The sequence below is a fragment of the Lascolabacillus massiliensis genome (assembly GCF_001282625.1).
GTDB classification, from domain to species: domain Bacteria; phylum Bacteroidota; class Bacteroidia; order Bacteroidales; family Dysgonomonadaceae; genus Proteiniphilum; species Proteiniphilum massiliensis.
Map to the genome: position 1 here is coordinate 96717 of NZ_CTEJ01000002.1, position 23358 is coordinate 120074.

The following is a 23358-nucleotide window of genomic DNA, read 5'->3' on the forward strand; positions in this document are numbered from 1 at the left end:
AAAATGGAAGAAGTAATATTAAATAACGGTGTAAAAATGCCCATTTTAGGTTTGGGTGTTTTTCAGGTAACAGATCTTGCAGAGTGTGAGCAAAGCGTTTTAACCGCAATACAAACAGGCTACCGCCTAATTGATACAGCCACAGTTTACGGAAACGAAACAGCCGTAGGCAATGCAATCAAAAAAAGCGGTGTGGCGAGAAATGAACTGTTTATCACTACCAAACTTTGGGCAACGGACACAGGCTACGAAAAGACAAAAAAAGCCTTTGAAAAATCCCTGAACAAATTGCAGTTGGATTATTTGGATTTATATCTTATTCATCAGCCAATAGGCGATATTCATAGTTCTTGGCGGGCAATGGAAGAACTGTACAAAGCAGGAAAAATAAGGGCTATTGGCGTTAGCAATTTCCACCCAGACAGGGTTATGGATTTGATTATATTCAATGAAATTGTACCGGCCGTTAATCAGATAGAAACGCACCCTTTCAATCAGCAAATTGAAACACAGCAATTCCTAAAAGAAAACAAAGTACAAATTCAGTCTTGGGCTTCATTCGCAGAGGGCAAGAATGACCTTTTTAAAAACGAACTATTGGCTTCCATTGGTAAGAAGTACAACAAATCCATTGCACAAGTAGTGTTACGCTGGCTTATTCAAAGAGGTGTTGCAGTAATCCCAAAATCGGTGCGTAAAGAAAGAATTGAAGAAAATTTTAACGTATTTGATTTTGAGCTATCGGCAGACGATATGTCAGTAATCCAAACTTTGGACACCAAAGAAACATTGTTTTTCAGCCACAGAGACCCTGCAATGGTAAAATGGTTAGGTACTTCTGAATTGCCCGAATAAAAACAAAAAGAATGAGAGTAAGTGTATTATGAAACAAATATCATTTTTATTGTTAATTGGAGCTTTGACCGCCTGTACAAATACAGAGAACGTAAAAGATACAGGCAAACAGGAACCTTTGGTTATTGAAATGCAAGGCAGTTTTGCCGTAGGTGGAACAAAATTTTCCGAACCGGGAAACTTCGATTTGGCAAACCCGTTGAACCCCGACGGGCAGACCTTTCACGGCGACCATGCCTATGTATTTTATCAGGTTCCACCAAAGGCCAGGAAGCTACCCCTGATTTTCCTACATGGGGCAGGACAGTCAAAGAAAACGTGGGAGACAACACCCGACGGGCGGGAGGGTTTTCAGAATATCTTTCTAAGGAGAGGGTTCGGAGTTTATTTGCTCGACCAGCCAAGACGTGGCGAGGCGGGTAAAAGCTCCGTAGAGGCCACCATTATGCCTACCCCTGATGAACAGTTCTGGTTTACACAATTCAGGATAGGCAACTATCCCGATTATTTCCCCGGTGTACAGTTTCCGAAAGATGATGCTTCGCTGGAACAGTTTTTCAGGCAGATGACCCCCAACACGGGTAATTTTGACGCCAATGTCGTTACCGACGCCATTTCGCAGTTATTCGACAAGGTGGGTGATGGTATTCTGGTTACCCACTCGCAGGGAGGCGGCCCGGGTTGGCTTACGGCAATAAAAAACGATAAGGTCAGGGCGGTAGTAGCTTATGAGCCGTACAGCGGCTTTGTATTCCCCGAGGGAGAATTGCCCTCACCAATACAATCATCCGGTCTTTTTGGCGCATTGAATGGAGTGGAAATACCGCTTGTCGATTTTAAGAGGTTGACGAAAATACCCATCATCATATACTACGGGGACAACATTGCCGAGGAACCGACAACCGTATGGAACAAAGACCATTGGCGTTCGGGACTGGAGATGGCAAGGATCTGGGAGGCTACCATCAATAAGCACGGTGGTGATGCCACCGTGGTGCACTTGCCGGAAATTGGGATTAAAGGCAATACACATTTTCCTTTCTCCGATTTAAACAATGTTGAAATTGCCGACCAGTTATCCGGATGGTTAAAAGAAAAAGGATTGGATAAATAATAAAAAGGATCAGTGTGTATCAAAAATTAAATTTTAAAGGAATGAAGAAAATAACGTCAATAATCGCAATAGCAACGTCAATAGCAGCTACAGATATGGTAGAAGCACAGTCCGTTCAGAATGAGCGTCAACAAAACCCCTATGGCCTCGTGTACGATGGTGCAATAACCCGAAATGAAAAAGGAAAAGTGAATATTCACCCGGTTACCTATAAACTGAATGGGATAGATATTGCAGCCAATGTCTATACACCAGCCGACTATGACCCATCGAAGAAATATCCGGCAATAGTAGTTGCGCACCCCAATGGAGGTATAAAGGAGCAAGTTTCGGGATTATATGCACAACGGTTAGCTGAACACGGCTATATTACCATTGCTGCTGATGCAGCCTATCAGGGAGCGAGTGGCGGTGAACCCCGTCATACCGATAATCCTGCATACCGCACGGAGGATATTCACGGTGTGGCTGATTTTATTACCCGATACGCAGGGGTTGATGCGGATCGTCTGGGTATATTAGGTATATGCGGAGGTGGAGGTTATACGCTGAAAGCCGCTCAATCGGATAAGCGGTTCAAGGCCGTCGCAACTTTAAGTATGTTCAACTCCGGTGAGGTTAGGCGTAACGGCTTTCAGAACTCACAATTGAACACCATTCAGGAACGTCTCGAACAAGCTACCAAAGCACGTGCACAGGAAGCTGCCGGAGGTGAGATAATTTATGCCGGTGTGGCAAGCATAACCGATGAGGAAATCGCTAAAACATCAACAGACCTGTATCGTGAGGGATATGTGTATTATTACAGGACACACGCACATCCAAATTCAACATTCCTTTATACAATGAGCAGTTTGCTTGACTTAATGACATGGGATGCCGCCACGAACATGGATATGATCAATCAACCCCTTTTGATGATGGCAGGTAGCAAGGCCGATACCAAATACATGACGGATGAAGCATTCAGCAAGGCAACTAATGCAAAAAATAAGGAACTGTTCCTGATTGATGGGGCTACCCATATACAAACCTATTGGAAGCCCGAATATGTATCACAAGCAGTAAAGAAACTGGTTAGCTTTTATCAAACCAACCTTTAAAAAGAAATATTATGAATAAATTAAAAGTGATTTTTTCGGCATGTCTTGTAGTTATCATGACAGCATGCAGCAACAAGTCCGGTAATAATGAAAGTACAATGGAAAGTAGTAATGATGTCCAGTTAAATGCGATTTTTCCTAAAGGTGAAGAAATTAGCAACAACAACTTCGAGGGAATTGCCTACCTGCAATGGCTGATGACTGATACCGAAAATTTCGACTGTACACTTGGAAATGTAACTTTTGAACCCGGATGCCGCAACAGTTGGCACTCACACCCCGGAGGTCAAATTCTGATTGTTATAGCCGGAGAGGGATATTATCAGGAGAGAGGCAAACCTATCCAGTTAATCAAAAAAGGAGATATTATCCCTATCAAACCCGATGTCGTCCATTGGCACGGAGCAACACCCGACAGTGCAATGGAGCATCTCGCAATAGGAACCCGTAGCAATATGGGGTCTGCAGTATGGTACGAACCAGTTAGTGATGAAGATTATTACAGCTACAAGGCTGAATAGCCTATCCTATTATGGGAAACCAATCGTCAAAGAAGCCTATGAAACAGGAAGAAATATATAGAATAAAATAGAATGAGAGTAAAAATATTATTGATAGCTACAGCTATCCTGCTCTTAAATTGCTTGCAAATGCAGGCTCAATCGTCAAAAAGTGATAAGAAAATCCTTATCACTTATTTTACTATGCCTGAAACCGACGGTGTAGATACTTCATCGGGAGCAAGCCGTATCGTTGCAGACGGTAAACTGCAGGGAAATACAGAATATATTGCAGCTATTATCCAACAAGCTACCAAAGGAGAATTGTTTGCAATAAGAACCGTTCAACAATATCCTGGAACGCATAAAGAACTTGTTGATTATGCCAAAAAAGAAAATGAATCCAAGGTTCGTCCGAAGCTCATTACAAAAATCAAAGATTTAGATAAATATGATGTGATTTTTATTGGTTTTCCAAATTGGTGGTATGATATGCCGATGCCTCTTTATTCTTTCTTCGATGAATATGATTTCAGCGGAAAAACAATTGTTCCATTTTGTACACATGGAGGTAGCCGATTTTCACAAGCTATTAAGACAATTACTGAATTGGAAAAAGGAGCTAAAATCTTGGATGGTTACAGCGTTTCACGAAACAATTTAGCTGTTGCAAAAGATGAAGTAGTTAAGTGGATTCAAAAAATTGGTGTTAAAGAATAAACCATAATATAAATCTTCATGCTCAAAAAAATCAGAAGAATAACCGCTTCTATATTGTTTTTGTTACTAACTCTCTTGTTCCTTGATTTTACAGGAACATTTCATGTGTGGTTTGGATGGATGGCTAAAATACAGCTTGTGCCAGCTATACTGGCAACAAATATAGTTGTGATCCTCAGCCTTATCGTTCCGACTTTGCTTTTCGGTAGGATTTACTGTTCTGTTGTCTGCCCTCTGGGTGTTTTCCAAGATGGTGTATCGAATATATCAGGACGAAGAAAAGGGAAGAAAAACCGTTTCCGCTATTCTGTTGCCAAATCATGGTTGCGATATGGTGTTTTGGCGTTGTTTATTATTGCAACGATAGCAGGAATAAGTGTGGTAGTTTCATTACTCGATCCTTATGCGGGATACGGTCGTATAGCATCAAACTTCTTTGCTCCACTTTATCGTATGGGGAACAATATCCTGGCTTTAATTGCAGAACGCGCAGATAGTTATGCGTTTTATTCAACTGATATATGGATTAAAGGGTGGATTATATTTGGTGTAGCAGCAATAACAACAATCATAATCGGCGTTCTTGCATGGCGACATGGGCGCACATATTGTAATACCATCTGTCCTGTGGGAACATTTCTTGGTTTACTGTCAAAGTTCTCCCTCTTCAGGCTAACTTTTGACGAAGAGAAATGTACTAAATGTAAAGCCTGTGAACGAGGTTGCAAGGCTTCCTGTATAGATGTGAAAACAATGAGTGTTGATCATAGCCGTTGCGTAACCTGTTTCAACTGTATTGAAAAATGCAAATTCGGAGCGATGAAATATGTTCCAGTGAAAACAAGAGCGAAAAAGAATGCACTGAAACCAATATTCATAGATAATTCTTCAAATATGGAAAATAGTACGGAAGACTTTTCCCGTCGCAATATGCTTTCCATATTGGGGATATTGGCTGTCAACAGTACGTTGAAAGCGCAACAACTTCATGTCGATGGCGGACTGGCGGAGATAGCGGACAAGAAGGCTCCCGACAGGAAAACACCTATTGTACCGCCCGGAGCTTTGAGTGCAAGAAACATGAAGAATCATTGTACTGCCTGTCAACTCTGCGTTTCGGCTTGCCCTAACAATATATTAGTTCCTTCAGGTAAACTGGCAGCTTTTATGCAACCCGAAATGACATTTGAAGACGGATACTGTCGTCCGGAATGTGTAGAGTGTTCCCAGGTATGTCCTACAAATGCCATAAAACCCATCACAGTTGCTGATAAATCTGCCATATCAATTGGTCTGGCTGTTTGGATTAAAGACAATTGCGTGGTGAATACCGATGAAGTACAATGCCATAACTGCGAACGTCATTGCCCCACGGGTGCTATCACATTAGTGGCTCGCGACCCTGATTTCAGCGATTCATTGAAAATTCCTGTAATTGATAAAGAACTATGTATCGGGTGCGGAGCTTGTGAGAACCTCTGTCCCGCACGTCCGTTCAGTGCTATTTACGTGGAAGGAAACGTAAATCATCATGCAGTATAAAATCTGATATGGAGAATAAAGATAAAAACAGAAAAGAATTAAGCCGCCGGAATTTTTTCAAAACATTAGGCGCAGGTTCAGTTGTAACAGCTACTGCCTTTGTCGGATGCAAACCCAACAATACAGTATCAGCCGAAGGGGGTTCAATAGGCGAAGTTCCGACAGATAAAATGGCTTATCGTGTAAATCCTCATACCGGTGACAGGGTTTCCCTTTTGGGATATGGCTGTATGCGTTGGCCTTTGCGTCAAAAAACGGATGGTAGCGGGGAGGAGGAGGTCGATCAGGACACAGTAAATGACCTTGTGGACTATGCCATTGCTCATGGCGTTAATTATTTTGATACTGCACCGGTATATGTAAGAGGATGGTCTGAAACTGCAACGGGTATTGCCCTGAAACGTCATCCACGGGATAAATTTTTCATAGCAACCAAAATGTCCAATCACAGAGCAGACGCTTCCCGCTCGTTGGAAGCGGGAATAGCGATGTATCGTAAATCCATGCATGATTTGCAGGTAGATTATCTCGATTATTACCTCCTTCATGGTGTTGGATTGGGAGGAATGGACGATTTGAAAAAACGTTTTTTTGATAATGGATTACTTGATTTCCTGTTAGAAGAACGCAAAGCAGGGCGTATCCGTAATTTGGGGTGGTCTTATCATGGTGAAGTTGAAGTTTTCGACTACTTGCTGGCTATGGGTATTCAGTGGGATTTCGTTCAAATACAATTAAACTATATAGATTGGCAGCATGCCTCCGGTTGGAATACCAATGCGGAATATTTGTTAGGGGAGTTAGAAAAGAAGAATGTTCCGGCTGTTATCATGGAGCCTCTTTTGGGTGGGCGATTATCCCGTTTAAGTACTCCCGCAGCAAATCTACTGAAAGAACTACGTCCGCAGGATAGCGCCGCATCTTGGGCTTTCCGGTATGCGGGCACACCGGAAAGCGTGCTTACGGTATTAAGCGGAATGGTATATATGGAACATTTACAGGAGAATATACGTACTTATTCCCCTCTCGAACCGATAAGCGAAACGGAATATACCGCATTGGAAAAAGTAACGAATATCATGATGAACGATGATTATATCGAATGTACCGAATGTCAATATTGCATGCCTTGTCCGTATGGAGTTAATATTCCGGGGGTTTTCGGACATTACAATCGTATAATAAGTGCTGGGCAGAGGCTCCTTAGCGCAAAGGATAAGAATTATAGAGAAGCCCGCCGGGCATTCCTTATCGGGTATGACCGCAGCATTCCCAAGTTGCGCCAATCAAACCATTGTATAGGCTGTGATATATGCAAACCGCATTGTCCGCAGGCAATTGATATTCCAAATGAAATGCGCCGCATTGATTTATATACAGAACAATTAAAACAAAAAATAAATTTTTAATCACAGAATTATAAAAAATCAAATCCGATGTCGTCCATTGGCACGGAGCAACACCCGACAGCCCAATGGAGCACCTCGCCATAGGAATCCGTAGCAATATGGGGCCTGAGGTATGGTACGAACCGGTTAGTGATAAAGATTATTACAGCTACAACAAGTAAAACTATTGGTATGAAAACTATTATTATCGTACTTGGCTTTTTCATGGCAAGCATTCAGGCAATAAATGCACAGCAGCAGACAACGTTTGATGAACAAACGAAACAGGAACTCATCAACCTTTCCAAACAAAAATGGCAATGGATGGCCGAAAAGGATGTAAACTCGCTCAATGAACTCTTTCACGAAAATGCCATGTTCGTTCATATGGGCGCTACGATGAACAAAGAACAGGAACTCAATACTATCAGAAGCGTTGGCATTCAGTACAAGCATGCGGATATACAGGAAACATCCGTTCAATTTGTTGGAACGACAGCCATCATTCTTGATAAGATCAGGCTAACAGCTATTGTCGGAGGGAATGAGGTTGTTAATCCTTTCATGGTTACAGAGGTGTATGTAATGATAGACGGCAAGTGGAAATTGGGATCACTTTCGTTTACCCGGTTACTTGAACGTTAGAATATTTATTGATAGTCGGAAACAGATAGATTAGGTTTGTTTTGAAAACCAAAAATCAAGATTTCTAATCAACCCGAATGGATAAATTTTACAATGAAATACTTTCTAAACTGGAAACGGCAATCAACGAGTTGGAGATTGAAGCAGATTGTTCCATACAACGGGTAGAAGCTGTTATACATCTTGTTTTAGAAAGCCTGTCCAATTTAAAGGAATACGTCGGCAAAGGGGCAGAAAAAGTGCAGCACTGATTGATACTGCACATTCATTGATATTACACATTTGTCGAAAAGAGGGATAAGAATTACAGATTATCTTCCCTGTCCATATATTCCTCCAAACTAAATTTTAGCTGATCCAAAAACAATGTCCGTGAGCCAGCACGGGTTTTCATCCGGTGGAAACTGTTATGGATGTCATTCAGTGAAACACGAAAGAGGACTTGAAATATAGAGCTGATTTTACGGATACCTATTTTCCCGTGCGAAATGGCATCATTGGCATAGAGTGCATAGATCAGTTCACACATGTATGTTATGTGATATTTATCTCCCTCACTTAAAGATTGTTACAAAATTATGGAAATATATTTTGGTAAACATTCTATAAAGTTTCAAGTCATTTTTCACATACCAAGGGTGATAATATTATGAGCAGCGTATGTACTATTGGTGAAGATATCTGGGAGAGATATAAGATTATATATGATCGGAAAGCCACAGCGAATAGATTACAGTGTCATCTATAATGATTATGATGAGTTTGAACAAACGTAGATTATTATATACTCTGATATTTCACATTCAGAGGCAGAATTGAAAATATATGAAATATCAGTTTCAGATATTATTAAAAGTGTCACCTCTGCTTATATCACCGGTCTCCATACCCAGTCTGAACCAATAAGTACGTTCAGCAGAAGTTCCATGCGTAAATGAATCGGGTACAGTATATCCCATTGAACGTTTTTGAATTGTATCATCACCTACAGCAGTTGTAGCACTAATTGCTGACTCAAGGTCACCTGGCTCCAATTTAATTATGTTCATACGTTGTGCATGATAAACCCATACACCGGCTAGGAAATCAGCCTGGAGTTCAAGTTTCACATTTAACTTGTTGAATTCTGTTTCACTTATTCTACCTCTGTACTGATTAACCTGATCAAGAATGCCCAGTAGTTTTTGCACATGATGTCCCACTTCATGAGCTGTAACATAAGCCATCGCCAGATCACCTTTTGCTCCAAAATCATTTCTCAGCTGATGAAAGAAGTACAGGTCGATATACATTTTTTGATCTCCCGGACAATAGAACGGACCAACTGAAGAGGTTGCTCCTCCACATTCAGATATTGTGGCATCAGTAAATGTTACGAGAGTTGGATTTTGATAACTCTGTTGCAGTTGAGTTCTGAAAATCTCACTCCACACCTCATTTGCGCTATTAAACACTCCAAGTGTGAACACTTTTAGCTCTTCATTTTCATTTACTCTTGAAGGATCAACAATCTCGGTCGATTCACCCCCTGGTGAAATACTATTCACCATATTTACTGCCTCAAAAGGATTCTGACCAAGCAGTAGTGCTATCAGAGCAACAATAATAGCCCCTGCTCCACCTATTGCAGCCTTTCTTCCACTACCCCTGCCTCTTCTGTCTTCATAGTTGGCTTCACTATCGTTTCTTCTGACCCATTTCATAGTAAATAAAGTTTGGTTTTAGTTAATACTGAATATTCATTCTATTTTCTTAAGCCACTCGTTCACAATAGATGAGTCATAACCAAGTGTTTTAGCCTTTTCAAAGTCAGCCTTGGCAGCAACCTTATCAAATTGTTCGAGTCGCACTCTCCCCCTTAAAAAGTAAAAATATGGGTTATTCCTTTGAGTATCACCAAGTGAACGCAAGTCGGCAGATGCTTTAAACATTTGATTAGTATTCACATAACACTCTGCTCTGTTCATATAAAAAATAGGATCTGGATTAGGTTCATTATTAATCAAATTAGTGTAAATCTTTTCTGCATCCTCCCATCTGTCATCAAGTTTTAAAATTAATGCCTTACTCAGTTTAGTGAACATATTGTCAGGGTCAATCTCCTCAGATCTTTTAAAATCAGCCTCTGCTTTTACCCTGTCATGATTTTCCAGATGAAGTACCCCCCTGCGGTAAAAGGCTTCAACATCATGAGGAAAATCCACAAGTATTGCATTATAATCTTCCATTGCCTCTTCATATCTGCCCATATCAACCAAAAGAGACGCTCTGTTGTGTAGAACAATATCAAGAATCGGATTGTTCGTAAGCGAAGCTGTGAATGAGATATAGGAATCGTCATACTGCCCAAGCTGACGCTGCAGTATCCCTAAATTCAACAGCAATACAGGATTACTTTCATGTGCAGGTTCAAGTGACATAGCATTGTACAAAGCGATGGCAGCACTGTCTAACTTATTGTTTTCGATATATTTAGCAGACCGATCAACCCAATCCATGTAACTAAGTGATTGTGCATAAGAGTTTAGGGTTGCTGAGCAGAGTAGTAAAAGGGTAATTATATATTTCATTTTTATCATACAAGGGATATTAAGAACAAAAATAGACGTTTTTTTGTATTTTTGCGTTTAATATTTATCAAATCCTTAAAATATAGATGTAAATGTCTACACTACTGCAGACTATAATACCGGTCGACAGCCTGGTAGTTAATGCTCCACTAACTTTTGGAGAATTGGTAAAAGAGGGTAATATCAATCAGATCCTTGATAATGCCCTTACATGGAGTATAGAATTAATAATATACATTTTTGTTGCAATTCTGATATTTATAATCGGTCGTTTTATAATATCAAAGATTGTTGGTTTCTTCAATAGAGTGATAAGCAAAAGTTCCTGGGATACAGTTCTAAAAGGATTTCTCAGAACAGTGCTTCAAACATTCCTGTATGCAGTTCTATTCATGATAATTATTAATGCAGTAGGTGTAAAAACGGTTTCAATTGCGGCAATAATCGCCTCCGTTGGCTTGGCAATTGGTCTGGCTATGAAAGATAACCTGGCAAATTTTGCAGGAGGAGTAATGATTCTGCTTAGCAAACCTTTTAAAGGTGGTGATTATATAACTACACAGAACCTTGAGGGAACAGTTGAAAGCATTGGCATTTTACATACTATTCTCAGGACAGGTGACAATAAGACCGTATATATTCCTAATGGTCCTTTATCCACAGGCAATATTATCAATAACAGGAGTATGGATGGTACACTACGTACTGTCATTGTGATTAACGTTGACTATGGAAGTAATATTGATGAGGTAAAATCATTGCTTAAAGATATTGCTGGTTCTCACCCAAAAGTACTAAAGCAGCCCTCTCCATTTGCAAGAATGACCAAAATAAATCCCACATCGCTTGAATTCACCGTTAGGGTATGGGCAAAAAGCAGAGATCTGTGGGAAGTAAATCATGATCTTACGGAATTGTTCTATAAGAAACTGTATGACAAGGGCATGATCTCTTCCCTACAGCAGGTTACAGTGCATATGGCTAATACTCAGAGCTGAAGTGGAAGCGGATATTCTTGAAATCCTGCTGAGCCATCATAAGAATATAATTTGACTCTGCTAGAAAAACATCCCTACCCTGCTTGTCTTTAGCCATATACTGATACTTACGCTTTTTAAAATCATCAAGCTGCTCCTTATCATCGCTCTCAATCCAGCAAGCCTTATAAAGCTGAATTGGTTGCCAGCGGCACTGCGCACCGTATTCATGAAGTAAACGATATTCAATTACTTCAAACTGAAGCTGACCAACTGTACCAATAATCTTTCTACCATTAAACTGATTAGTAAACAACTGAGCAACACCCTCATCCATAAGCTGCTCTACTCCCTTTTGAAGCTGTTTTGATTTAAGAGGATCAGCATTTTCTATATATTTAAACATTTCAGGAGAGAAGCTCGGTAAACCTTTGAAGTGAAGTTCTTCACCGGAAGTTAATGTATCACCAATTTTAAAATTTCCGGTATCCGGCAAACCAACTATATCTCCGGCATATGCTTCATCAAGAATCTCTTTTTTCTGTGCCATGAAAGCAGTTGGCGAAGAAAACTTCATCATTCTGTTGAAACGAACATGTTTATAGTTTACATTTCTCTCGAACTTTCCTGAACATACCTTTACAAAAGCTAAACGTGATCTGTGGTTTGGATCCATATTGGCATGTATTTTAAAGATAAAGCCCGTAAAATCCTCCTCCAGTGGTTCAACCACTCTTTCCACAGCTTCAATTTTTCGGGGTGAAGGTGCAATTTCCACAAAACAATCCAGCAGCTCTTTTACTCCAAAATTATTAAGAGCAGAACCAAAAAATACGGGAGCAAGTTTACCAGCCAGATATTCATCACGGTTGAATTCAGGGTAAACTTCAGTAATAAGCTCAACCTCACCTCTCAGTTTTCCTGCCAGATCGGCAGATATATGTTTCTCAAGTTCAGGAGATTCGATGTCATGATGCACCGACTCTGTAACAACCTGTTTACTGGGCTTATACAGATCCAGACTGTTTCTATATATATTATATACACCGCGAAACCTGTCACCCATATCAATTGGCCAACTTAAGGGTCGCACATTTATCTGCAGCTCCTCTTCAAGCTCATCAAGAATTTCAAATGGATCTTTACCCTCCCTGTCAAGTTTATTAACAAAAACCATCACAGGAGTGTTCCGCATACGGCAAACCTCCATGAGTCGACGAGTCTGCGTCTCAACCCCCTTTGCCACATCAACCACAACAATAACACTATCAACTGCTGTGAGTGTACGAAATGTATCTTCCGCAAAATCCTGATGTCCCGGTGTATCAAGAATATTTATTTTATAGTCATTATAATCAAAACCCATCACAGATGTAGCAACAGATATACCTCTTTGCTTTTCAATCTCCATCCAGTCTGATGTGGCAGTTTTCTTTATCTTGTTTGATTTAACAGCACCTGCAACATGAATTGCACCTCCGAAAAGCAAAAGCTTTTCAGTTAGTGTAGTTTTACCGGCGTCGGGGTGACTAATCACTGCAAATGTCCGTCTCTTTAATATCTCTTTTTTCAAGTCCATCTGGTTATTCTAAATTCTATTTTCTCTTTCTTTATTTTGTTTATCTCTATTGATAGCTATTAAGTTTTTCTATACAGCGCATTAAACTTTCCTCCCAGTTTGGGATTTCCACTTTAAAAGCACCCGAAATTTTTGTAACATCTAAAACGCTATATGCAGGTCGCTTAGCTGGAGCACCATACTCTTTTGATGTTATAGAAGAAACTTCACAATCCTCTATGCCTGTTGCATCCTTTATCTTTAATGCAAAATCAAATCTCGATACCTCTCCTCTGTTTGCAAAATGGTAAAGACCTGTTTTCCAGTCTTTTTCTTCAGAATATTGAAGTATATGTATAATCATCTCTGCAAGATCACCTGCATATGTGGGTGACCCAATTTCATCCTCTACAACTTTGAGAGAATCCCTTTCGGTCATGAGGCGTATCATCGACTTCACAAAATTATCGCCATATGTTGAATATAACCAGCTTGTTCGGATTATTATCCACTCTGGTGACATTGATTGCAGAACTCTCTCTCCCTCTAACTTTGATTCACCGTAAACAGATAATGGATTTACAGAGTCATTCTCCTTGTAAGGGATTCTTGATTCACCATCAAAAACAAAATCGGTTGAGATATGAATTACCTTTATGTTATATTTTCTCGAAGCTATTGCAATGTTTTCAATACCGTTTACATTAACTGCAAAGGCCTTGTCACTGTCGGACTCAGCCTTATCCACAGCAGTATATGCCGCACAATTGATTATATATTCTATTTTGTTTACACTCACAAATTCATCAACCTGGTCACGATCTGTAATATCCAGACTGTCCATATCAGTAAAATAGAACTTAAAAGGCATATTTACCTGTTGTGATATTTCTTTAAGTTCTTTACCAAGCTGACCATTAGCGCCTGTTACCAGTACTCTTTTCTCAATCAATCCATAAAAAAACTGCTGCTTCAGGGTCTCTTTACCTGTTCTACCCAACAATTTAATTGCCTCTGAAATTATTGCCATTATGAAAAAATTTATTCCTATTGCTTTATAAAATGTAGCTCATTACTCCTGCTGATCGATCTCTTTATATTTTTTTGAAAGCAGACGGAGTAAAGAAGTAATTTGAGTGATAGCAGCCTGTGTCTCTTTTGAAATTTCTTTTTTTTGAATATTTAGCAACATATAACCATATAGCGCTGTGAAACATGTCTCAAGTTCCGGAACCTCTTTATCTGTAGTTTTAGATCTGAGTTCAACTATATAAGGTAGAGTGTTATAATACACTCCAATATATTCTGATTCCTTAGGATCTTTCAGAAGACGTAGATGAATATCAGTAAGATCAATAATGATATTTTTATTTATCTGAAGATGTCCTTTTTCCTGGACACCCTCTGACTTCATCATTATTATTAAACCTTCGTACCAGTCTCTGGCATTCTTTCTTTCTTCAACAGACTGATATACAGAATCGATAACTGATTGTTGAATTTTATCTATATCAAGTTTATATGCTCTTATGAGGTCTTCTGTCTGCCACATAAATAGCAGATATTCTGCAATATTTTCTCTCTTTACGGGAATTCTCATTCTTACAAATTTTCGTTCAGCTACTGATTAATTCATGCAAATCAAACAATCATTTAATCAAATATCACTTCGAAATATTAAATTTGCTACAAAAATACAACAATTATGCTCAAGTATCATATTATTGAATCGGGATATTTCATGGGAGATGGAGGTGTTATGTTTGGCGCTGTACCAAAAAAGTATTGGTCTGCCAAGTATAAAACAGACGAAAACAATATGTGCGTTATGTCGATGCGCTGCCTTTTTATCGAAACCGAATCTCGCCGTATCCTAATTGATAACGGTCTGGGTAATAAACACAATAACAAATTAAAATTCTTTCAACCACACAATACAGTAGATATTCGTAATGAAATACGTAAAATAGGCTATGAGCCGGAAGAAGTGACAGACGTGATCATATCTCACCTGCATTTTGATCATTGTGGGGGAAGCACTATATTAAATGATGACAATGAAGCTGTTCCTGCATACCCGAACGCCACATATCACGTTAGTCTAAAACAGTGGAATAATTATCGCAAGCCATCACTTTTTGAGAAAGGGTCATTTTTCGCAGATAATATTGAACCTGTATATGATGCTGGACAATTGAAGTTTGTTCTCGAAGATATTCAATTAGATGAAAATATAAGGTTAGAACTGTATGATGGTCATACCCCCGGACAGATTGCCGTATTGTTTGAAAATGAGGATGGTAAATATGCTTTCCCCGGTGATGTTGTACCTACATCTCTAAACCTGCAATTAAGTTGGTTATGTGCATACGACAACAGTATGGTTGTTGCAATGGAGGAGAAAAAGCGATTTATGGACAAAGCCAAAGCTGATAATCGCACCCTGATTTTTTATCACGATGCATATACTACTACGGGAAAGTTTTAATCAATTCCCTACTCTTTCTTGGTATGAATAATAATAACAGCCTCACTGTTTTCTTCCGGTTCAACTACAACCTGTAAACAGATAACCATGTTGTCACGAGGCTCATCAGCAAGATACTCATAAGTTACATAACCATCTTTCTGAAAGGTGATAACACCACCTTTAACTACTTCAATAGAAAATTTCCCCTCTTTATCAGAGATTGTTTCCTCACTTGTGGACACTGCTTCAATTAGAACATCGGAAATTCTTTCACCCTGACAAGTTACATAGCCGGAGACAGTAATATTATTACCATTTGGTTTAACATCATCGCCTTTAGCATCTGTAATGTTAAAAGTTAGGAGTGAGACAAACAACACCATCAAAGGAATTCTGAAAGGATGCCTTCCGTTTTTCTTTAAATAGACTCTGTTTTTCATCATAATCGTTGGTGTTTTATGTTTATAGTTAGATGCCTTAACAGTACGAACTATAAACTTGTGTAATTTAAGGAGTTTAACGGTTAACAAATATAATTATTATTTTCAATAATCAAACACAATTAACATTTTTAACATAAAACTTCATTGTTAACTTAGCCTTATTTCAGACACTAAAAGTTTATTCCTACTCCACTATTTTCTCTTATATAAAAGGAGAATATAAGAACCAGATAAGAACGAATCAAGAACCAATTAAGAAAAAGCTATCTTTCATGCGACGGTTTTCATTATCTTTGTTGTTGTAAAATAACAAACCACAATGAAAGTTCATCTCACCACTTTTAATGCTAAATATATTCATACATCTATGGCATTGCGCTGGCTTTATGTTGTAAATAAAGACCGGTTTGACCTGTCTTTTAGCGAATATACTATAAAGGAGAGCGTATCTGTCGTGGCAGATACTATCTTGGAGGGAGGATATGATGTTGTAGGGATAAGTGTCTCTATTTGGAATGTGAAACAAAGTCGTGAACTTGCCAAAATACTAAAAGAGCAAAATCCTGATATAATAATAATTACTGGTGGTCCAGAAGTTAGTTATGAACCTCAGTTTTTTATTAATAACTGGGATGTTGACTATGTAGTAAGCGGTGAAGGTGAATTTGTATTGGGGCAGTTGCTTGATGCTTTGCAAAAAGGCAATAACCTGAATATTGATAGTGTTTCATCAAAATACAACATCAGTTATAAGACTGCACAGGCGGATATTACTGAACTGATAAAATTTCCATCTCCATATCGGTTGGAATTTGATAATAATGAACGCAGGAACAGGATAACTTATTTCGAAACCTCAAGAGGTTGTCCATACTTTTGCCAATACTGTTTGTCATCGCTGGAAAAAGGAGTGAGATATTTTCCCGGAGAATATATTGTGGAGAATTTAAAGTACCTTATTGATAGTGATGTAAAACAGATCAAGTTTTTAGATCGCACCTTCAATCTCAATAAAAAAAATACCATGACAGTATTTGATTTTCTTATTGAAAATCACAGACCTGGTCTGAACTGCCAGTTTGAAATTTATGCCGACCTGTTGAATGATGAAACTATTGAGTATCTGAACAGCAAAGTTCCTAAAAACTATTTCAGATTTGAAATAGGAATTCAATCTACTCATGAACCTACCAATGTTGCTGTAAAAAGAAATCAGAATTTCTCATTATTATCTTCCAATATAGAGAAAATCATGAAAGGAGATGTTATTGATCTCCATTTAGATTTGATTGCGGGTTTGCCTTTTGAGACTTTTGACCAATTCAGAAAGTCTTTTAATGATGTATTTCGTTTGAGAGCAAAAGAGGTGCAGTTAGGATTTTTAAAGCTGTTGAGAGGTACAAATCTACGAAGAGATGCTTTGATTTATGGATATAAGTTTTACAATGAAGCACCATATGAGATTATTTCTGGTAATGATATTTCGGAAGTAGAGTTAGAAAGAATAAGAGATGTTGAAGAGGCACTTGACAAGTTTTGGAATAGCGGTAGATTCGCTTCAACAATGAATTTTTTGTTTGAAGGTCCCTATTTTGACAAATACTTCGATTTTTTTGATGAGATGGGGCATTATTACAAAGTAAAAAATTTACCACGTATGGGGTATCAGCTTGAGGATCTGTTTAACTATCTTGATCAGTTTCTTAAATCCAAAGGAATTGATGCTTGTGATTTTCTACGTGAAGATTATTACTCAAATTTTAAAATCAGACCAACTGGATATTGGTCTGATGATATCAGTAAAGCTGAGCGTAAAAAGCTCCTCTATACAATTGGTCAGGATAAAGACTTCCTGAGTAAGCATAACTTAACTAGAAAAATTATAGAGAAACAAACTGCTATAAACCCTCTTAAAGATGGTGGTTACTTATTGACAATATTCTTCGGGAATAAGAAACAAGAGTTAGTTTATTTCTGATATAATAGTATAAGATTATATTGATAGCCTCTATATTATTTTTTTTACTTGGTTTGTTTTTTGATTTTTCGTTTAATTATAATCACTCCATTATTACCTTCTTCACCATACTTATCAACTGCAGGTTCATCTTTTAAAACAGTTACACTTTCTATATCTGTTGAATCTTTAATATTCAGGTCGAAATCCTTAGGCATTTTTTCTCCATCTATAATAATCAAACGTTTTTCAATATTTTTTTTAACACCCTCATTGATTTCAATTTCACTTATATTCGGATTGCTTTTAGTTGTTATTATAATTACTCCATCCTTGCCCTCTTCGCCATATTGTTCTATTGATGCTTTGCTTTTCAATACATTAACTGCTAGGATATCATTTGGGTTGATTTTTTTAATCGCCTCTTTTGCAACCTTTTCACCATCAACAATATAAAGTAGATTATCAACACCTTCTCCTCTCAATTGAATCTCTGTTTGAATTTCTTTTCTGACTCTTGTTAAAGTGTCAATTTTTGTTTCACTAATTTTCACAACGTCAGTATCAACTTCAACTAACACAGAATCCATCGATAGAGTTCTAACCACTTTAATTGGCTTTGCAGGCTCTTCTTCAACTGTTTGGGCATTAAGTTTAGGAATTGAAAGTACAATCATAGAAAGTAGTAAAACAGGCAAAACAGCTGTATAAGCCCATTTCTTTCGGTTGTTTGTTTTTGTTTTAATCATCATAGTAATTCTTTTGTGCAAATCGCGCTTACGGAAATTATTTGCCAGAGCAAACGTATGTTCCCCCACGCTTTTGCGGATTAATAAAAGTTGATATAGTTTTATGTCGACGCCATTATTAATAACCTCTTCATCAGCCTGAAATTCGTGAACTGACTGTATTTCGCGTTTAAGCAACCATGAAAATGGATTGAACCAAAACAGGCATGTAAAGAGGTCAACAAGAATCAAATCTGCAGAGTGATTCTTTAGAATATGAACTTTTTCATGGCGAATAATAGCTCCATCTATGTCGGTGTTATAATCCCGTCTGGATATTACAATATAATTTAACCAACTAAAAGGAGCCACTTCACTGTCTGAAATACAAAGATTTATATTATAAGTAATCAGATGCTTCTCAGAACCTTGAATTATCTTTATGATCTGTATCAATCCAATAATGTATCGACATAGAAAGAATAGCGCTCCCGACAATAATATTGTAGAGATAATCAGAATCCACGGAATTACAGTGGAGTGCTGATTAACCTCCAATTGATCAAAACTTTCAAGTAGAGATAAATCCATTATATAAGAACTCCCTTCTTGCACATTATTTGGTAAAAAATCAAAATGAAAAAATGGGAGTATTACACTAATAAACAGTATAATTATTAATAAACAACGATTTACTGTGTGAAATGTATTTTTACAGAAGAAGAGTTTATAAAAACCATAAAACAGTGACAGAATTATGGATGATCGAAGCATGTATAACAGAACAGGTTCCATATCATTATTTTTTAGACGTTTTACTACTTAATTTTTCAACTTCATCAAGAAGTTTTCGAACTTCATCTACCGAAATATTATCGTCCTTAATCAAAGATGATACAACACTCAGATAAGAGTTATCAAAATACTTTTTAATCACACTTTTTAAGTTACCTTTCCTGTAATCTTCCTTACTTATAACAACAAAATATCTGTATGTAGTACCAAAAGTAGTGTGTGACAAATAACCTTTTTCTTCTAATGAGCGTACATAAGTTGATAAAGTATTAAAGTGGGGTTTTGGATCAGGGTATTTTTCAACAAGCTCTTTAACAAACAGTGGTCCATATTCCCAAAAATATTGCATCACCTCCTCTTCTTTGGCTGTTAATTCTTTTATCGACTGCATAATATTATATTTTGTATACTTACTTAAACTATCTTTTTCTTGAGAAAAACTTTCCTAAATAAATTCAGATGCAAACATAACTATAATTATTAGTTTATTAACTATATCTTATAGTTTTTAAACTATAACTTTTAGTTAAAGATATCTAAATTATTTTATGACACTGATATTCAAATACCTTATAAATTTTTTGCATAAGCTATCATTGATTTATATATTTGCTAAATCATTTATAATAAAATCGTTCCATGAATAAAAAACTCTTGATTTTAGTAATACTCACACAAGTATGTTTAACGATTACATCTCAAACACCGGTTCTGACAAATGACTCTGCGCGCAATTCAATAGACATATTAAAAAAAACAGTTGAGGATTATCAGCACCGCTTTGATATACTAGAAAAACAGATAGATGATCTGCTTTGGTTTGAGAGGCTGGGTGATGTAGCATTTATTGATAAAGTTAGACTAACCAGCAGTCCACGCTGGAAACCTAAAGATCAGAATGATAGATTCGCGGAAAACAAGCTTCAGTTTTATTCATATGTGTTTATTCCGAAAGACATCAACAGGAAAAAGAAATATCCACTTATAGTTCTACCACATAGTGGCATTCATGCTAACTTCTCAACCTATTACTATCATATTGTAAGAGAGTTTATTTCACAGGGGTATATTGTAGTTTCTGCTGAATATCGAGGAAGTACTGGTTACGGTAAAGCAACTTATGAGAACATTGACTATGGAGGACGCGAAAATGATGATGTTATGGCTAGCCGTAATTACATAATTGAAAATTATAACATTGTTGACTCTACAAGAGTTGGTATTGTTGGCTGGAGTCATGGTGGCATGATATCGCTGATGCAAATCCTGCAATATGGCGATAAATATAGCTGTGCTTTTGCAGGAGTTCCGGTTAGTGATTTGGAGAACAGACTCGCATCGCATGACAAGAGCTATTCTGATTATTTTACTGCTCCATATCATATAGGTGAATCGATAGATGAAAACCCTGATGAGTATTTGAGGAGATCCCCAACAACTTATGCTAAGAATTTGAGCAAACCACTACTCATTTACACTAACACAAATGACAATGACGTTTATGTTGAAGAGGTGAAACTTATGATAGAAACCCTGAAAATATATGATAAGAAATTTGAGTATAAGATTTTCGAAAATGCATCAGGTGGTCACGGTTTTGACAGGATTGATACAAAGGAGGCAACTGATATAAGATATACTGTGCACAAATTTTTAGAAAGATATCTGAATCCTCCCAAACCATTTAAATCTCAAGCACAAATGCGAAAAGCAGCATATGGTTTTTGAAAAAATTATTACCTTTGTCTCTTAGCTAAGTAAATACGTAACAAATTTATAAATTTAATGAAAAAAGTATTTTTAATTTTATTCGCATCTATGGCAATATTAGCTTGCAATACGCAGCAAAAAGAGGGTGCAACGGGTGAAAAGGGAGCGATTTTCTTGACAGAGTTTGACACTCCTTATGGAACTCCCCCGTTTGACAGAATCACTTTTGAAGATTACAAACCTGCATTCATGGCAGGAATGAAACAACAGACGGAAGAGGTAAACGCAATAATTAATAACCCGGAAGAACCTACTTTCGAGAATACTATCGAGGCACTTGATAATAGTGGAGCAATACTAACTCGTGTATCACGAGTATTCTATGGAATAAGAGGTGCAAATACAAACGACTCAATAAGAGCTCTTGCTGAGGAGTTGTCGCCAATTCTCTCGGAACACAACGATAATATCTATCTTAACGAACAGCTTTTTGCCCGCATTAAGGCTATTCATGATGATACAGCATCAATGAACCTGAAAACAGAACAGTATCGTCTGCTTGACGAATATTATAAGAGTTTTGTTCGCTCAGGTATTATGCTAAGTGAAGATGATAAATCTAGATTACGTGAGATTAATAAAGAGCTTTCAGGATTAACCCTGAGATTTGGAAATAACCTTCTTAATGAGACTAACAGTTATAAATTAGTTATTGATAACGAAGAAGATCTTGCAGGACTGCCTGAGGCTGTTAAAGCAACAGCTGCCAGTGCAGCAAAAGCAGCCGGTGAAGAGGGTAAATGGGTGTTTGGATTGCAAAAACCAAGTTGGTTGCCATTCTTGCAATATGCTGACAACCGTGATCTGCGTGAAAAGTTGTATAAGGCAATGTATATGCGTGGTGATAACGATAATGAAAATGACAATAAGGCAGTTATCAATGATATAGTAAACCTTAGAATTGAAAAGGCTAATCTTTTGGGTTATGATTCACATGCTCATTATACACTTGATGAGAACATGGCAAAAACACCTGAGAATGTATATAAACTGCTTAACGAACTGTGGGACTATGCTCTGCCACAGGCTAAGAAAGAGGCTGCTGAACTACAGAAACTTATTGATGCTGAAGGTGGCAATTTTAAACTTCAGTCGTGGGATTGGTGGTATTATACCGAAAAACTACGTGAAAAGAAGTACAATCTGAACGAGGAAGAAACAAAGCCATATTTCAAAATGGAAAATGTTCGCGAAGGTGTTTTTGAAGTTGCTAACAGACTGTGGGGACTGAATTTCAGAAAACTGGATAACGTGGATGTTTATCATCCGGAAGTTGAAGCTTATGAAGTTCTGGATGAAGATGGATCGCATCTGGCAGTGTTTTATACCGACTACTTCCCTCGCGAAAGTAAAAACGCTGGTGCCTGGATGAGCAGTTTCAGAGGTCAGCAGGTATTAAACGGAGAAAATATTCGTCCTTTAATTTTTAACGTTGGCAACTTTACACGTCCAACCGATAACACTCCTTCTCTGTTGACTCTTGATGAGGTGGAAACTCTATTCCATGAATTTGGTCATGCTCTTCATGGGATGATGTCTAATGTTAATTATGCAGGAGTTTCGGGAACAAGTGTTTCGCGCGACTTTGTAGAACTTCCTTCACAAATAATGGAGCATTGGGCTTTCCACCCTGAAGTAATAAAGTTATATGCTAAACATTATGAGACGGGTGAAGTTATTCCTGATGAACTGATAGAAAAAATTAACACTGCTGCAAATTTTAATATGGGCTTTAATACTACAGAGCTTGTTGCGGCTGCGTTGCTGGATATGGACTATCATACACTTACTAAAAAAACTGACATTAATGTACGTGAGTTTGAAAAGGCAGCTATGAGTAAGATCGGTCTTATCGAAGAGATTATTCCACGTTACCGCAGTACCTATTTCTCTCATATATTCAGCGGAGGTTATTCTTCAGGATATTATGCATACCTGTGGGCAGAAGTACTTGATGCTGATGCGTTCCAGGCTTTTGTTGAGAATGGTGTATTTGATAAAAACACAGCGAAATTGTTCCGTGATAATATTTTATCAAAGGGTAACTCAGATGACCCAATGACTCTTTATAAGAAATTCCGTGGTGCAGAACCAAATCCAAAATTTCTATTACAAAACAGAGGTTTTATTGACTAAGAAATAATCAACTTTATATTATTAAATCACCGGATCGTTTAAAATAAAATAATCCGGTGATTTTGTTCTTAAAAAGATAAAAAAAAC

At 37.7% G+C, this 23358-nt stretch carries 23 protein-coding genes; 14 read left to right on the forward strand and 9 right to left on the reverse strand.

Features of this window, described 5'->3' with window-relative positions; genetic code table 11:
* The first annotated feature begins 3 nt into the window (after nucleotides 1–3).
* From BN1354_RS05145 to BN1354_RS11835, 9 genes are all read left to right on the forward strand, one after another.
* Nucleotides 4–855, forward strand: a complete 852-nt coding sequence (locus BN1354_RS05145) for an aldo/keto reductase (protein WP_053826450.1) — start codon at nucleotides 4–6, stop codon at nucleotides 853–855.
* 28 nt (nucleotides 856–883) lie between these two features.
* A complete protein-coding gene (locus BN1354_RS05150; protein WP_053826451.1) occupies nucleotides 884–1969 on the forward strand; it encodes an alpha/beta hydrolase in 1086 nt (361 codons plus the stop codon).
* Between the two features lie 149 nt (nucleotides 1970–2118).
* Nucleotides 2119–3072, forward strand: a complete 954-nt coding sequence (locus BN1354_RS05155; protein ID WP_231623077.1) for an alpha/beta hydrolase — start codon at nucleotides 2119–2121, stop codon at nucleotides 3070–3072.
* A gap of 11 nt (nucleotides 3073–3083) precedes the next feature.
* Nucleotides 3084–3593, forward strand: coding sequence for a cupin domain-containing protein (locus BN1354_RS05160; protein WP_053826453.1), 510 nt, complete (start codon nucleotides 3084–3086; stop codon nucleotides 3591–3593).
* A gap of 72 nt (nucleotides 3594–3665) precedes the next feature.
* Nucleotides 3666–4292 (forward strand): flavodoxin, encoded by a 627-nt coding sequence (locus BN1354_RS05165; RefSeq protein ID WP_074010736.1) that lies wholly within the window; start codon nucleotides 3666–3668, stop codon nucleotides 4290–4292.
* Nucleotides 4293–4310: 18 nt separating this feature from the next.
* Nucleotides 4311–5834 carry a 4Fe-4S binding protein gene (locus BN1354_RS05170; RefSeq protein ID WP_053826455.1) on the forward strand — a complete coding sequence of 508 codons (1524 nt, stop codon included), beginning with the start codon at nucleotides 4311–4313 and terminating at the stop codon, nucleotides 5832–5834.
* Nucleotides 5835–5842: 8 nt separating this feature from the next.
* Nucleotides 5843–7243: an aldo/keto reductase gene (locus BN1354_RS05175; RefSeq protein ID WP_053826456.1), complete on the forward strand. Its 1401-nt coding sequence runs from the start codon at nucleotides 5843–5845 to the stop codon at nucleotides 7241–7243.
* A gap of 204 nt (nucleotides 7244–7447) precedes the next feature.
* Complete coding sequence (locus BN1354_RS05180) at nucleotides 7448–7867, forward strand: nuclear transport factor 2 family protein (RefSeq protein WP_262494909.1); 420 nt, start codon at nucleotides 7448–7450, stop codon at nucleotides 7865–7867.
* Nucleotides 7868–7944: 77 nt separating this feature from the next.
* Nucleotides 7945–8118 (forward strand): hypothetical protein, encoded by a 174-nt coding sequence (locus BN1354_RS11835; RefSeq protein WP_231623078.1) that lies wholly within the window; start codon nucleotides 7945–7947, stop codon nucleotides 8116–8118.
* 53 nt (nucleotides 8119–8171) lie between these two features.
* On the opposite strand, the gene BN1354_RS11840 is transcribed toward BN1354_RS11835, so the two are convergent.
* From BN1354_RS11840 to BN1354_RS05190, 3 genes are all read right to left on the reverse strand, one after another.
* Nucleotides 8172–8396 (reverse strand): RteC domain-containing protein, encoded by a 225-nt coding sequence (locus BN1354_RS11840; protein ID WP_197272012.1) that lies wholly within the window; start codon nucleotides 8394–8396, stop codon nucleotides 8172–8174.
* A gap of 310 nt (nucleotides 8397–8706) precedes the next feature.
* Nucleotides 8707–9570, reverse strand: a complete 864-nt coding sequence (gene ypfJ / locus BN1354_RS05185; RefSeq protein WP_053826458.1) for a KPN_02809 family neutral zinc metallopeptidase — start codon at nucleotides 9568–9570, stop codon at nucleotides 8707–8709.
* A gap of 36 nt (nucleotides 9571–9606) precedes the next feature.
* Nucleotides 9607–10437, reverse strand: a complete 831-nt coding sequence (locus BN1354_RS05190; RefSeq protein ID WP_074010769.1) for a tetratricopeptide repeat protein — start codon at nucleotides 10435–10437, stop codon at nucleotides 9607–9609.
* Nucleotides 10438–10529: 92 nt separating this feature from the next.
* Here BN1354_RS05190 and BN1354_RS05195 point away from each other — a divergent pair, with 92 nt between their 5' ends.
* On the forward strand, nucleotides 10530–11435 hold the full coding sequence (locus tag BN1354_RS05195; RefSeq protein ID WP_053826460.1) for a mechanosensitive ion channel family protein: 906 nt from the start codon (nucleotides 10530–10532) through the stop codon (nucleotides 11433–11435).
* On the opposite strand, the gene BN1354_RS05200 is transcribed toward BN1354_RS05195, so the two are convergent.
* From BN1354_RS05200 to BN1354_RS05210, 3 genes are read right to left on the reverse strand one after another with little or no spacing between them, the layout of a single operon-like run.
* On the reverse strand, nucleotides 11419–12993 hold the full coding sequence (locus tag BN1354_RS05200; RefSeq protein ID WP_053826461.1) for a peptide chain release factor 3: 1575 nt from the start codon (nucleotides 12991–12993) through the stop codon (nucleotides 11419–11421). The two genes, BN1354_RS05195 and BN1354_RS05200, sit on opposite strands and share 17 nt — an antisense overlap.
* Nucleotides 12994–13039: 46 nt before the next feature.
* Nucleotides 13040–14002: a dTDP-4-dehydrorhamnose reductase gene (gene rfbD, locus BN1354_RS05205; protein ID WP_045089428.1), complete on the reverse strand. Its 963-nt coding sequence runs from the start codon at nucleotides 14000–14002 to the stop codon at nucleotides 13040–13042.
* Nucleotides 14003–14044: 42 nt separating this feature from the next.
* Entirely contained in the window at nucleotides 14045–14572 is a 528-nt protein-coding gene (locus tag BN1354_RS05210) for a DUF4924 family protein (protein WP_045089427.1), read from the reverse strand.
* Nucleotides 14573–14677: 105 nt separating this feature from the next.
* Here BN1354_RS05210 and BN1354_RS05215 point away from each other — a divergent pair, with 105 nt between their 5' ends.
* Complete coding sequence (locus BN1354_RS05215; protein ID WP_053826462.1) at nucleotides 14678–15460, forward strand: MBL fold metallo-hydrolase; 783 nt, start codon at nucleotides 14678–14680, stop codon at nucleotides 15458–15460.
* A gap of 8 nt (nucleotides 15461–15468) precedes the next feature.
* Here the strand turns inward: BN1354_RS05215 and BN1354_RS05220 are convergent, their stop codons facing one another.
* A complete protein-coding gene (locus BN1354_RS05220; protein WP_045089425.1) occupies nucleotides 15469–15885 on the reverse strand; it encodes a hypothetical protein in 417 nt (138 codons plus the stop codon).
* A 319-nt stretch (nucleotides 15886–16204) separates the two neighbouring features.
* Between BN1354_RS05220 and BN1354_RS05225 the strand changes: the two genes are divergently transcribed.
* The gene (locus BN1354_RS05225; RefSeq protein WP_053826463.1) at nucleotides 16205–17863 is read left to right on the forward strand and encodes a B12-binding domain-containing radical SAM protein; all 1659 of its coding nucleotides are present in this window, start codon (nucleotides 16205–16207) and stop codon (nucleotides 17861–17863) included.
* Between the two features lie 44 nt (nucleotides 17864–17907).
* Here the strand turns inward: BN1354_RS05225 and BN1354_RS05230 are convergent, their stop codons facing one another.
* Together BN1354_RS05230 and BN1354_RS05235 are read right to left on the reverse strand one after the other, a co-directional pair.
* Nucleotides 17908–19161, reverse strand: a complete 1254-nt coding sequence (locus BN1354_RS05230) for a M56 family metallopeptidase (protein ID WP_053826464.1) — start codon at nucleotides 19159–19161, stop codon at nucleotides 17908–17910.
* A 208-nt stretch (nucleotides 19162–19369) separates the two neighbouring features.
* Complete coding sequence (locus BN1354_RS05235; protein ID WP_045090857.1) at nucleotides 19370–19747, reverse strand: BlaI/MecI/CopY family transcriptional regulator; 378 nt, start codon at nucleotides 19745–19747, stop codon at nucleotides 19370–19372.
* Between the two features lie 257 nt (nucleotides 19748–20004).
* Between BN1354_RS05235 and BN1354_RS05240 the strand changes: the two genes are divergently transcribed.
* Together BN1354_RS05240 and BN1354_RS05245 are read left to right on the forward strand one after the other, a co-directional pair.
* Nucleotides 20005–21093: a prolyl oligopeptidase family serine peptidase gene (locus BN1354_RS05240; protein ID WP_053826465.1), complete on the forward strand. Its 1089-nt coding sequence runs from the start codon at nucleotides 20005–20007 to the stop codon at nucleotides 21091–21093.
* A 57-nt stretch (nucleotides 21094–21150) separates the two neighbouring features.
* Nucleotides 21151–23271: a M3 family metallopeptidase gene (locus tag BN1354_RS05245; RefSeq protein ID WP_053826466.1), complete on the forward strand. Its 2121-nt coding sequence runs from the start codon at nucleotides 21151–21153 to the stop codon at nucleotides 23269–23271.
* The last annotated feature ends 87 nt before the right edge of the window (nucleotides 23272–23358 follow it).

Coding starts and splice junctions, on each gene's coding strand:
- BN1354_RS05225 (WP_053826463.1), top strand. CDS start 16,205: ATGAAAGTTCATCTCACCACTTTTAATGCTAAATATATTCATACATCT.
- BN1354_RS05180 (WP_262494909.1), top strand. CDS start 7,448: ATGGCAAGCATTCAGGCAATAAATGCACAGCAGCAGACAACGTTTGAT.
- BN1354_RS05160 (WP_053826453.1), top strand. CDS start 3,084: ATGAATAAATTAAAAGTGATTTTTTCGGCATGTCTTGTAGTTATCATG.
- BN1354_RS11835 (WP_231623078.1), top strand. CDS start 7,945: ATGGATAAATTTTACAATGAAATACTTTCTAAACTGGAAACGGCAATC.
- BN1354_RS05190 (WP_074010769.1), bottom strand. CDS start 10,437: ATGAAATATATAATTACCCTTTTACTACTCTGCTCAGCAACCCTAAAC.
- ypfJ (WP_053826458.1), bottom strand. CDS start 9,570: ATGAAATGGGTCAGAAGAAACGATAGTGAAGCCAACTATGAAGACAGA.
- BN1354_RS05240 (WP_053826465.1), top strand. CDS start 20,005: ATGAATAAAAAACTCTTGATTTTAGTAATACTCACACAAGTATGTTTA.
- BN1354_RS05195 (WP_053826460.1), top strand. CDS start 10,530: ATGTCTACACTACTGCAGACTATAATACCGGTCGACAGCCTGGTAGTT.
- BN1354_RS05145 (WP_053826450.1), top strand. CDS start 4: ATGGAAGAAGTAATATTAAATAACGGTGTAAAAATGCCCATTTTAGGT.
- BN1354_RS05220 (WP_045089425.1), bottom strand. CDS start 15,885: ATGATGAAAAACAGAGTCTATTTAAAGAAAAACGGAAGGCATCCTTTC.
- BN1354_RS11840 (WP_197272012.1), bottom strand. CDS start 8,396: ATGTGTGAACTGATCTATGCACTCTATGCCAATGATGCCATTTCGCAC.
- BN1354_RS05175 (WP_053826456.1), top strand. CDS start 5,843: ATGGAGAATAAAGATAAAAACAGAAAAGAATTAAGCCGCCGGAATTTT.
- BN1354_RS05200 (WP_053826461.1), bottom strand. CDS start 12,993: ATGGACTTGAAAAAAGAGATATTAAAGAGACGGACATTTGCAGTGATT.
- BN1354_RS05165 (WP_074010736.1), top strand. CDS start 3,666: ATGAGAGTAAAAATATTATTGATAGCTACAGCTATCCTGCTCTTAAAT.
- BN1354_RS05245 (WP_053826466.1), top strand. CDS start 21,151: ATGAAAAAAGTATTTTTAATTTTATTCGCATCTATGGCAATATTAGCT.
- BN1354_RS05230 (WP_053826464.1), bottom strand. CDS start 19,161: ATGGATTTATCTCTACTTGAAAGTTTTGATCAATTGGAGGTTAATCAG.
- BN1354_RS05215 (WP_053826462.1), top strand. CDS start 14,678: ATGCTCAAGTATCATATTATTGAATCGGGATATTTCATGGGAGATGGA.
- BN1354_RS05210 (WP_045089427.1), bottom strand. CDS start 14,572: ATGAGAATTCCCGTAAAGAGAGAAAATATTGCAGAATATCTGCTATTT.
- rfbD (WP_045089428.1), bottom strand. CDS start 14,002: ATGGCAATAATTTCAGAGGCAATTAAATTGTTGGGTAGAACAGGTAAA.
- BN1354_RS05170 (WP_053826455.1), top strand. CDS start 4,311: ATGCTCAAAAAAATCAGAAGAATAACCGCTTCTATATTGTTTTTGTTA.
- BN1354_RS05150 (WP_053826451.1), top strand. CDS start 884: ATGAAACAAATATCATTTTTATTGTTAATTGGAGCTTTGACCGCCTGT.